Genomic DNA, 11835 nt, shown 5'->3' on the forward strand with positions numbered 1-11835 from the left:
CCTGATCAATGAATAAAGTAAGCTGCCTGATTTTAATATTTGTATTGAGCCTTTGTTCCGCACATGCACAAGATAAATTAAATAAACTGGATCATGGGTTATTCATAAAATCCTATCCGGAAAGTGACTCCCAAAAAACATCATTCATTTTGGAAAATGGCTCTTCTGTCAAACTAAGTAAAGAGCTTACCATGTCATTTGAAATGTATATCCGTCCGGAATACTTATTTGGCGTGGTATTCCGTATTATCACGGATAAAAAAGAAAATATAGATATGTTGATTACAGTCAGCGATGATGACAAGCGATATCCTCTGTTAGCTATTAATGAAGCGGCTCATGCACTATCACAGGAAGTTATCTGCGGGCAATGGGTTCCCGTCAGTATCACTTTATCCAGAGAACGCAGGGAAATAACTTTGTCATATGGCTCCGCAACATTGACTAAGCCTTACGATCTATCATCTTCATCGGGAGTTAATATCTCATTTGGAGTTTGCCCTATTGAAAACTTTGGAATTACAGATATTGCGTCCGTAAATATCAAGGACATTAAGATATTTCGTAACGGCAGCCTCACCCGTTACTGGAAACTCAAAGAACATAACGGGGATGTATCTCTCGATTCTATATCCCAGGTCCGGGCTGTAGCGACTAATCCAAAATGGATCACCGATGATTATGCTTCATGGAAAAAAATATATTCGAAAAAGATTAAAGATAATTCCCAGTTTACATTCGATCACGATCATCTGTTTTATATCGTGTCACCGGATTCGAAAAGTATCTCTGCCTTTGACTCTAAGTCCGGTAAAGAAACACAAATAGTATCCAGAGGAGGATATATGGTCGCTAATGTACCCAATATGATTTACTTCGATACTATCAGAAATCAGATAGTGACATATAATCTGGATGAAGATATAACTTCCAGTTTCTCTTTTGAGACCAATTCATGGAGCTATTCATCAAAACCGGTTAAAGAACCGGCTTACATGAATAATACGGCCGTCTATCTGGCCAATGAGTCAACGCTTTACTCTTTTGGCGGATATGGGTTTTATAAATATAACCACGACCTGGTAAAAATGAATACGGATGGAGGAAGCATGAAGAAGTTTCAACTATCTGAAATTCTGCCCAGATTTTCGGCTTCTTCTGCAATTGTAGACAATCAGATGTACATATTTGGCGGACGTGGCAGCAAATCGGGAAGACAGGAACTTTCTCCGCGTAATTATTACGACTTCTATTCTGTCAATCTCATTATGGGACAGGCGAATAAATTATGGGAAGAAGACAATACAGGCCAAGACTTCATGCCCGGAGAGAACATGGTTTATGATAAGGAGCAAGACTGTTTTTATCTGTTCACAACAAAAGACGGAGGAACTCTATTTAAAATCAGGGCCAATAAAAAAGGATTTGAGCAGATGTCCTTTCCCATTCATGAAGACCTTGAAGCCTTTTTCCTGTATACAAATTTGTATTATTCTGCATCTCAGCAAAAGCTGTTTGCTCTATTCTACAGGAAGGTATCCGATACGGAATCTTTTCTATCTATTTATTCTCTCGATTTTCCGCCGATTTATATAGCCGATTTGCAACAGGCTGTCATAAAACAAGAAGATGGTGAAAAGGATTATATATTGCCCATTGTAATTTCGATCCTATCCGTCGCTATAGTCTGTGTAGTATTCGTTCTATTAGTAAGAATAAGAAGCAGGAAGCAAGGGAGTTCTATTGGAAAGGGGATAACCATATCAGAGAATATACAGAGAAAGAGGACGGATACGGATAAAATGCCGGATGAGCTTGTTATCCGGAAACATAACTATTACAATTTTGAGAAACAATCGATCTGTCTGACAGGAGGATTTACAGTAATGGATAATGAGGGAAATAATATTACGGGAATGTTTACCCCTACTCTGAAATATTTGCTTATTTTACTCATATTATATACTCAAAAAGATACCAGGGGGATATCCGGTAAAAAAATAATACAACTTTTGTGGTTCGATAAAGATGAAGTTTCCGCTAAGAAAAACAGAAATGTATATTTTAGTAAACTCAGGTCTATATTCGAAAATGTAGGAGGTGTTGAAATCACAAGTGTGAGTGGTTTTTGGTCGGTTAAATTCGATAAAAGTATAACATGTGATTATTTTGAAGCCATGCGGTTATTCTCTGTAATAAGAGAGAGTCAGTTCGATGATCAGGATTCGGTTAACCGTCTTCTTGAACTACTGTTGAGAGGGGTTTTATTGCCTAATACGGAAACAGACTGGACTGATAATTTCAAAAGTGATTTTTCAAATCTGACTATAGACGTTCTGACCGATATATTACAGAGCGGAAAATATCAACTGGATGATAACATGAAGCTTAATATTGCCGATACAATTCTTTTACATGATTTTATAAACGAAGAGGCTCTGCATCTGAAATGCTCTATTTTGTTCAACTCCGGAAAAAAAGGAATAGCCAAAAGCATTTATGACAATTTTTGTAAAGAATATATGAACCTGATAGGTGTACAATATAAATATTCCCTGACTGATGTCATAGAGAAGAAGTATGAAAGCTAGCTTTTGTAAAATAAAAAACATATACTCTTTTCAGGGACTTATGTCTTACAAGTCCCTTTTTATTTCATTATTTTTATATAAATAAATAAGACTTTACATTTTAATCTTTTTTTTACCCAAAAGTTAACCGGGCTGTTAATCGGTTCCTTCTTTATTTGTATAATCCTTCTGGTAAAAGTTGTGTGCTTACCGGATGGTTAAAACGTATTGTCTTAAATTATTATACAAACACCAATTTCATGAAAAAAAATTATTTAAAACTTATGGCAGCTATCCTACTGTGTATGGTATGTACAAATAAGGTGCTGCCACAATCCCGGATAGACTATAAATTTCCGTTTAATCCCATAAAAGGATTAGTTAATGAAGAGGAAAAGCCTTACCGTCAGGAATTATGTTTAAACGGGAAATGGGATTTCATGCCCGTTTATAATGCAAAAGCTTCTGATTTTAAAGTCCCGTCCGTGTTCAAAAAAGATAATGTCTCAATAAAAATACCATCGCCGTGGAATGTAAACAATTTTACTGACGGACAAGGCGGTGATTTTGTCGCCTACCCGAGTTATCCTAAAGAATGGGAAAAAGCCCGGATAGGCTGGATGAAGAAAAATATATCAGTACCGGCCGGTTGGAACGGAAAACAAATAATTCTTCACTTCGAAGGTGTAATGGGGAAAAGCGAAGTATATGTGAACGGACAGAAAGTAACGGAAAACTTCGAATTATTCCTGCCCTTTGAAGCCGATATCACCCCGTATATCAAAGCCGGGCAGGAAAATGAAATCATGGTCGGCGTTGCCAAAGGAAGCTTGTTCGACGAGCCCGGGAAATACGGCCGTCGCACTTATGTGGGAGGATCAATGTGGGGTATAGAGATGGCCGGGATATGGCAGGATGTATATTTATTCGCATATAATCCTGTGTATATACAGGATATTTTTATTCAACCGGACGTAAAGGGCAGGAATCTCACGATAGAGCTCGAAATTAATAATACCACTGCCCGGAAGAAAACAATAACCCTGAGTACGGAGATAAGAAAATGGTATAACCTGGCAGGCCGCTCAATAAATGAAAGTCCCGAAGAAAAGAGCGAACTTGCCGCAAAAGCATCCCTCGTTTTTCCTGAAGAGAAAAGAGTGGTATTACCAGCAAATACCGTAACCAAAATAACCATACAAAGAGCTGTTTCGGATGAATTGGACTATTGGAATCCAGACACGCCTAACCTGTACGGCGCTGTAGTAAACCTGAAGGAAAACGACAAGACAATCGACATAAAACAAGACAGATTTGGCTGGCGGCAATTCACTATATCCGGCGACCGTCTTCTACTGAACGGGAAGCCGGTCTCATTAAAGGGTGACTCATGGCACTTTATGGGTGTGCCTCAAATGACCCGCCGCTATACATGGGCATGGTTCAGCATGCTGAAAGACGCCAATGCCAATGCAGTACGCTTCCATGCTCAGCCTTTTCCGCGCTTCTATCTGGATGTTGCGGATGAAATGGGAATATGCGTGCTGGACGAAACAGGAATATGGTCGAGCGACGGAGGCCCGAAAATCGATAGTGATGACTATTGGGAAAGTTGTGCCGCACACATCCGCCGGCTGATAAAACGCGATAAAAACCATGCTTCGGTATTTGGATGGAGTGTATGTAATGAGACTGTTCCGGTAGTGATGCATGTTTTCAAAGCCCCTGAATCACTTATCCAGAAGCAATTGGATGAAATTAACAGATGGGTACGAATCACAATGGAAGCAGACCCTACCCGCCCCTGGATTTCCGGAGACGGAGAGACTGACCGCCCTACAATACTACCTACGGTAATAGGACATTATGGGGGTCAGGACGGTATGAAGAAATGGTCATCGGAAGGTAAACCGTGGGGTATAGGAGAACAAAGTATGGCATATTACGGCACACCAAAGCAGGCTTCCGAGTACAATGGTAACAGGGCATATGAGAGTATGCAGGGGCGAATGGAAGCCGTTGCCATCGAGAGCTATGCGCTAATCAGGACGCAGCGGGAGCTGAACGCATCTTACAGCTCTATATTTAATCTGGCCTGGTATGCTTTGCAACCTCTCGAACTGGGGTTGAAGAACACAAAACGCGCGCCTGCAGCCGATGACGGTATTTTCTTCGGATTCGATGAAGGTGCATATGGTATGCAACCCGAAAGATTAGGGCCATATACCACCACATTAAATCCGGGTTACGACTCCTCGTTACCCCTGTACCGCACATGGCCGCTATTCGAAGCCGTGCGGAATGCAAATGCCACACCTATACTTCCTTATAGCGGAAAAATAAAAGATACGGCCGAAAGTGAAAATACAGTAAGTCCTGTAGATGCGATTATCTTATACACAGGCCAAAACTCCAGGTTGAAGGAAAATTTGGAAAACATTGGTTTAAAAGTTCTCTCGGACGGGAAAGTAACGAACAAGAGCCTCATTATTATCGATGGCAACAATCTGATGGACAATACTCAAAGCCAGTTAACCAAAATACAGAAAGCTATAGAAGCCGGGGCAAAGATATTTGTAATGGGTGTTAACAGGCAGTCGGCGGACTTTATTAATAAAATTATGCCATACGCTGTCGCATTAGAAGAAAGAGAGGCTACATCATTCCTGAAAGAGGGGGAACCTTTACTCCTGCAAGGACTGAATCATTCCGATTTTTATTTTTCGGAACTGATTCAGCGCGGCGGAACAGCCATGCACTATGGGCTATCGGGTGATTTTGCGATGAAAGCAGATGTTATACTGAGAGCATGCAACACAGACTGGCAGCGTTGGAACTACCGTCCTGAAACATCCAAGACGGGAAATGTTTTTCGCAGCGAACGTGAAGCAAAAGGCTCAGATATAGTAATCGCTTCCATAAAATCAGGAAATGCAGAGATTATCATTTCTTCGTTGGATCTCAGTGAAATCTCAACAGAAACAACCTCTTTGTTGACAAAAATATTATCCAATCTGGGAGCCACTATATCGAACGATAATATAAAGGATATGCAGGCTCTCGATGCCGGCGCCAAATTACACAGGGCATTATTGCTAGGCCCTTTAAGTAAAAACACTCAGAGTGTCGACAAGTTATTATCTACCGATTTTATAGATGGCGAATCTTCTATTGTTCCGCAATTAAAGACCATCTCCGGCAATGAGAGTTGGATAGTAACCACCAGTGACAATAACGGAGTTTTCACCTTAGCCAGACCCGAAAGAGACCGGGTACCTGTGGCCTATATGAGCTTTTGGATATATAGCCCGCGCTCTCTGAGCAATTTACTGGCCGAGCCGGATATGCCCAGCCTGGATATGTATTCAGTATTGGAAGGCGGTATAACCGTCTACCTTAATAATCATCAGATAGCTTCAATGGAAATTGCGGGGAAAGACGAGAACAGAATTCCTAATATCATGCTGGATAAGGGTTGGAACCATATGGTGATAAAGCTCGTGAATCCAAAGAATAATTTCCAGCTAAAGGCAAATATCCGCTTCGATTCTGCGGATAAAAACTTTATGAAACAGGTATTATCGTCTGTTGTAAGATAAGTTTGCCTTCAATACGGATAATACCAATTAAACCAAAGAAAACAATCCTGTCCTTCATGATAAGGACAGGATTGTTTTACAAAAACAGGATGCACTATGTGAATAAATACAAAAATTACCCTATATCATTTTCCATCTAAATATAATCAGATACATTTGTATTTCAACAAATAAATGGGCACCGCAACAAGGTTGTAAAGAACCATGAAAAACAAAAGAAGCATACGCCAAAAGTATTATATTATATCTCTTTTCTTCTTCATTTTTTCTATTTCATTATATGGAGAAGATGACCTTAAGTCCATGTCCGATTATCTGGATCATATAATCAATAACAAGGAACAGTTTACAGAGCAGAAGGAAAAAGGAATCTATAGCCTGAAAAAGCTATTGGAAAAGAAAGCTCCTTCATTGGAATATGAATATGAAATAAACCTCAAGCTATATAGCGAATATAAGAAATTTAAACTGGATTCGGCAATACATTATGCGGAAAGAAACGTACAGATAGCAAAATCGCTGGATAGCCAGAATCTGAAATATAATTCAGATATTAATCTTGCCAATGTTTATTCTTATGCCGGAAGATTGCTCGAATCGGAAAAAATACTGACAAGTCTCGATTCCCGTAAACTCCCTAAGGAACTTTTAGCGGATTATTATGAGACTTATTCCCGTTTTTACGAACACTACGGGGCTACAAGCAACCAAAGCAAATACTATCATCAGGTTGAAATGTACAGAGATTCGTTATTAAGTGTTTTAGACCAATCTTCTTTTCTATATAAAATCAATATTGCTCACAGATATATCACTTTGCGTAATACGGAAAAAGCATTGGAATTGCTGAATGATCTACTCAATACCGAAGATATCGACACTCCCGAATATGCCTTGATTACTCATTATCTTGGAGCAATAAACGGCATGAAAGGCAATGCCGAACTGGAAAAGAAATATTATACCATGTCGGCCATCGCCGATATAAAAAATTCGATCAAGGAAAACGCTTCTTTCCAGCGCCTGGCAGTAATATATTATAACAGTGACGATATCTCCAAGGCTTTCAAATATACACAATCCGCTATCGAAGATGCCGTATTTTCGGGGGTTCAATTCCGTACCGCTGAAATGTCAAAGTTCTATTCGATCATCAATGCCTCGTATCAGGCTAAGGAGGCAAAGACAAACAGTAAATTAAAAACTTACCTCGTTTTGATAAGTTTACTATCCCTGTTCCTGATTTTATTGGTTACGTATATCTATAAGCAAATGAAAAAATTATCCCGTATCAAGGAAGAACTGTCCGGAACCAACAAAAAACTGATTGCTTTGAATGAAGATATCAATGGAACCAATAACCTGCTGAACGAGCGGAATGAGCAGCTATGGGAGTCAAACCAAATCAAGGAACAGTATATCGCCCAATTTCTGGATCTCTGCTCGAACTATATCGACAAAATGGAGGATCATCGTAAAACCCTTTACAAATTAGGCATAAACAGGCATTACGAAGAACTGATAAAAAAATTAAAATCCACTACGGCCGTAGATAAAGAGCTGGATGAATTATATGCACATTTCGATAATACTTTTTTAAGCCTATATCCGACATTTGTTTCCGAGTTCAATTCCCTTTTAGCCAAAGAAGAACAAATTACACTTAAAACGGAAGATCTGTTAAATAAAGAGCTCCGAATCTATGCATTGTTACGGTTAGGAATAACAGACAGCAGTAAAATAGCAGGATTCTTACGTTGTTCTATGAGCACAATTTATAATTACCGGACAAAGATGAGAAACAAGGCCGCTTCCAATCGTGACGAGTTTGAAGAAATGGTCTTGAAAATAGGAACAATAAACAGGAAATCTGAATAAATTAATTCTAACCAGTCTACATTTTTTTCCATTTAAAAAAACATTACAAACTATATATCAAAACTATACGACTTATGCATTTCTACAAAATACTATTCAGAAAAACCTGCCATCATTATTTGGAATTAGCTTTGTTACAAGAGGAAGATCAGTTTGTTTTCTTTATCTTGAAAGACAACTGAAACATTTTTACCTGACGTTTTTCCTCTTATAAATTTACAAATGATCTTTTATCGTTAATAGCATGAATACTAGAATTAAAGTCGGGCTGATAGGCTTTGGCAGGATGGGAAGATTTTATCTTCAGGAAATGCAGAAGAGTGGACGGTGGAATATAGCTTATATATGTGATGTAAGCCCAAGTTCACGGGAACTGGCAAGAAAACTATCTCCTGAATCTGAAATTATAGAAAACGAACAGATAATATTTGATGACCCAACAGTACAGGTTGTAGGCCTGTTTGCCCTGGCCAATTCAAGAAAAGAGCAAATAGAAAAAGCGATCCAGAGCGGAAAGCATGTTATCTCCGAGAAACCAATTGCCGATACTATTACAAGAGAGTGGAGCGCCGTCAGCGCTGCAGAAAGTACAGATCTTTTCTCAACAGTAAATCTTTATCTGCGCAACTCGTGGTATCATAAATTAATCAAGGATTTTATACAGAAAGGCGAAATCGGAGAATTGGCCATCATACGCATATGCCATCTTACACCAGGGCTTGCTCCGGGAGAAGGGCATGAATATGAAGGACCGTCATTCCATGATTGCGGAATGCATTATGTAGATATTGCGCGCTGGTATACCGACTGCAATTTCAGAACTTGGAACGCGCAGGCTGTACGGATGTGGAATTATAAAGATCCGTGGTGGCTGCAATGTCATGGTACATTTGAGAACGGCGTTGTTTTCGATATTACTCAGGGACACGTATATGGACAATTATCAGCGAAGCAGACCCACAACTCATATATAGATATGATCGGGACAGAAGGTATTGCCCGCATGACGCACGATTTTAAAACAGCTGTGGTTGAATTACACGGAGTAACTCAAACTATACGGGAAGAGAGGGCATTCGGTGGTAAAAATATAGACGTATTATGTAATCTGTTTGCTGACTCTATAGAATCGGGTATCAGACATCCCGACTTACCTACACTGCGTGATTCGGCTATATCATCAGAGTATGCATGGGAATTTCTGGAAGATGCCAAGAGCAAGGATCTGCCGGCTATAGGGGAAATACAAACACTTGAGAAAATCCTGCAAAGAAGAAAAACAATGAAAAACGGGTATGGCCTGTTACAACAAATATAATATTTACAACAAGGGTTTGGTTGTCAGCTCCATTTGGGGAGTTTAAGGACTCTCCTGTGGAGTTGTTTTAGTATTTACAAATTAGAAATGAATATCATGAAAAATAAGTTTTATTTACTGCTGGTATTAGCTTTATTAATAATATTGCCGCAAGCAATTCCGGCACAGAACAAAAAAAATGTAAAAAAAGATATAGCGATACAATTATATTCTGTCAGGGATAGGATTGGCAGTTATGTGGATCAGACCGGTAAGTATGATACCGATTATACAGCTATACTGAAAGAACTGGCACAAATGGGATATACTGCTGTAGAAGCCGCCGGATACAATGATGGTAAATTTTATAACCGTACCCCGCAGGAATTTAGAAAAGACGTGGAAACTGCCGGGATGAAAGTGTTGTCTTCTCACTGCACAAAACCTCTTACTCAGGAGGAGCTGGCTTCCGGTGATTTTTCAGAATCGTTGAAATGGTGGGATATAGCGATTAAGGCACATAAAGATGCCGGGATGACTTATATAGTAACTCCATGGCTGGAGGTACCTAAGACTGTTAAAGACTTGAAAACATATTGCGATTACTACAATGAGATAGGTAAAAGATGTAAAGCGAGTGGTTTGAAATACGGATATCATAATCATGCACATGAATTTCAGAAAGTAGAGGACAAAGTGGTGATGATGGACTATCTGATAGAGAATACAAACCCTGAATTCGTGTTTATTGAGATGGATGTGTATTGGGTGGTAATAGGCAAAAATAGTCCTGTCGATTATTTCAATAAATACCCCGGCAGGTTCTCTGTCCTGCATATTAAGGACCATCGTGAAATCGGACAAAGCGGGATGGTCGGATTCGATGCCATCTTTAAGAATGCTGAAACAGCCGGAGTAAAACATATTATAGTTGAAGTTGAAAAATACAGTAGTACAATTGAAGAAAGTATTAAAAGCAGCCTGGATTATTTGCTCAATGCTCAATTTGTGAAAGCAAGCTACAGTAAGTAAGCAAATATCCTCTTTCTGTAAAAAAAACAATTAAGCCTTTTTATTTTATGAGTAGGACCATAATATTATTTATCATAAGTTTCATTTGTTTAAGTTCTTGCACGAACTCAAAAAGCAGGATATTATTCAATGGGCATAACGACAAAAACTGGAAAACCTCCGGTAATGTTTCGGTAAATGATAGTATGTTAATACTCTCGGGACCAGACTCCCGTGCCACCCTGAAAAACGGTGAATATAAAGACTTTGACTTAAATCTGGTATTACGGACCACACAAAACGGGAAAGGCTTTATAAGTTTCCATACAGACGAATCTTCGGGTAAGGGTTACCGGATAGCAATCAACAATAATATTTCAGATCCCATATGGTGGAGAATGACCGGTAGCCTGCTATCTGTACGCAATCTTACCAAAAGCCTGGTAAAAGACGATCAGTGGTTTACTATGAATATCCGGGTAGAAGGCCAATCCATTATTGTAAAAATAAACGGGGAACCTGTCGTTGAATATTTAGAACCTGCGCATCCCTTACGTATATCACCAAACGATAAATGCATTCTATCCGAGGGTACAATTTCACTGGCGAGCAAAGGTAGCGGAAATATAGAGTTTAAAAGTATTTCGATTGAAACCCTCAATAGAAAAGATATAAATATTCCCGCTCAACTAACCATTGCCAAAGACGAACAAAACGATGATATACTTCATCTCCACCAGGAAGATTTCCCTGTACTCGACTATCATGTACACTTAAAAGGAGGACTTACGAAAGAATCCGCAGCTAAACAATCAAGAAAGGCGGGAATCAATTATGTAGTTGCCCCTAATTGCGGAGTCGGCTTCCCTATTACAAATGATAAAGAAGTCTTTAACTTTCTGGATACGATGCGCACCCAACCTTTCATACTGGCTATGCAGGGTGAAGGGCGTGAATGGGTGACTACTTTCTCGGAAAAGGCCCGCGACGGGTTCGACTTCGTTTTCACTGACGCCTTGACCTTTAATGACATGAAAAACCGCCGGGTACACTTATGGATAAATGAGGAAGTTAAGATTAATGATGAGCAGCAATATATGGATATGATTGTAGATAAAATATGTTCGGTTTTGCGAGAACCTGCCGATGTATATGTCAATCCATTCTTTCTTCCAGAGCAAATGAATGACCGCTACGATGAATTCTGGACCGAAGACAGAATGAACAGAGTTATCGATGCCCTTGCTAAAAGCGGTATGGCTTTAGAAATAAATGAGTTGTATCGCATCCCCAATAAAGCCATTATCATGAAAGCTAAAAAAGCAGGTATAAAATTCACTTTTGGATCAAACAACATCAGCCCTGAGGTGGGAAAACTGGAGTATTCCATACGCATGAAAAAAGAATGCAACCTGATGCAGCTGGAGATGTATAAGCCCCAGATTAAACTATGAATATTGCATTACCCATACTGATTTGG

Annotated in this window: 6 protein-coding genes; all 6 read left to right on the forward strand. The window is 39.3% G+C overall.

From position 1 onward, the window contains the following. Positions 1-8 precede the first annotated feature (8 nt). The 6 genes from ACYQ3L_RS19515 to ACYQ3L_RS19540 all read left to right on the forward strand — a co-directional run bounded on the left by ACYQ3L_RS19515 (position 9) and on the right by ACYQ3L_RS19540 (position 11809). The gene (locus tag ACYQ3L_RS19515) at positions 9-2591 is read left to right on the forward strand and encodes a hypothetical protein (RefSeq protein WP_379995419.1); all 2583 of its coding nucleotides are present in this window, start codon (positions 9-11) and stop codon (positions 2589-2591) included. A gap of 263 nt (positions 2592-2854) precedes the next feature. Beyond that, entirely contained in the window at positions 2855-6169 is a 3315-nt protein-coding gene (locus ACYQ3L_RS19520) for a glycoside hydrolase family 2 protein (protein WP_379995417.1), read from the forward strand. Positions 6170-6373: 204 nt separating this feature from the next. Then, positions 6374-8047 (forward strand): SusR family glycan utilization regulator, encoded by a 1674-nt coding sequence (susR, locus tag ACYQ3L_RS19525; protein WP_379995415.1) that lies wholly within the window; start codon positions 6374-6376, stop codon positions 8045-8047. A gap of 244 nt (positions 8048-8291) precedes the next feature. Next, on the forward strand, positions 8292-9365 hold the full coding sequence (locus tag ACYQ3L_RS19530; RefSeq protein ID WP_379995413.1) for a disaccharide 3-dehydrogenase: 1074 nt from the start codon (positions 8292-8294) through the stop codon (positions 9363-9365). Positions 9366-9461: 96 nt separating this feature from the next. Further along, on the forward strand, positions 9462-10376 hold the full coding sequence (locus ACYQ3L_RS19535) for a sugar phosphate isomerase/epimerase family protein (protein ID WP_379995411.1): 915 nt from the start codon (positions 9462-9464) through the stop codon (positions 10374-10376). Positions 10377-10423: 47 nt separating this feature from the next. Beyond that, the gene (locus tag ACYQ3L_RS19540) at positions 10424-11809 is read left to right on the forward strand and encodes a DUF1080 domain-containing protein (RefSeq protein WP_379995409.1); all 1386 of its coding nucleotides are present in this window, start codon (positions 10424-10426) and stop codon (positions 11807-11809) included. Positions 11810-11835 lie beyond the last annotated feature (26 nt).

This window comes from Dysgonomonas termitidis (genome assembly GCF_054657735.1).

Bases quoted from the DNA above. Each gene is read 5' to 3' on its own strand.
- ACYQ3L_RS19535 (WP_379995411.1), top strand. From the start codon at position 9,462: ATGAAAAATAAGTTTTATTTACTGCTGGTATTAGCTTTATTAATAATA.
- susR (WP_379995415.1), top strand. From the start codon at position 6,374: ATGAAAAACAAAAGAAGCATACGCCAAAAGTATTATATTATATCTCTT.
- ACYQ3L_RS19520 (WP_379995417.1), top strand. From the start codon at position 2,855: ATGGCAGCTATCCTACTGTGTATGGTATGTACAAATAAGGTGCTGCCA.
- ACYQ3L_RS19515 (WP_379995419.1), top strand. From the start codon at position 9: ATGAATAAAGTAAGCTGCCTGATTTTAATATTTGTATTGAGCCTTTGT.
- ACYQ3L_RS19540 (WP_379995409.1), top strand. From the start codon at position 10,424: ATGAGTAGGACCATAATATTATTTATCATAAGTTTCATTTGTTTAAGT.
- ACYQ3L_RS19530 (WP_379995413.1), top strand. From the start codon at position 8,292: ATGAATACTAGAATTAAAGTCGGGCTGATAGGCTTTGGCAGGATGGGA.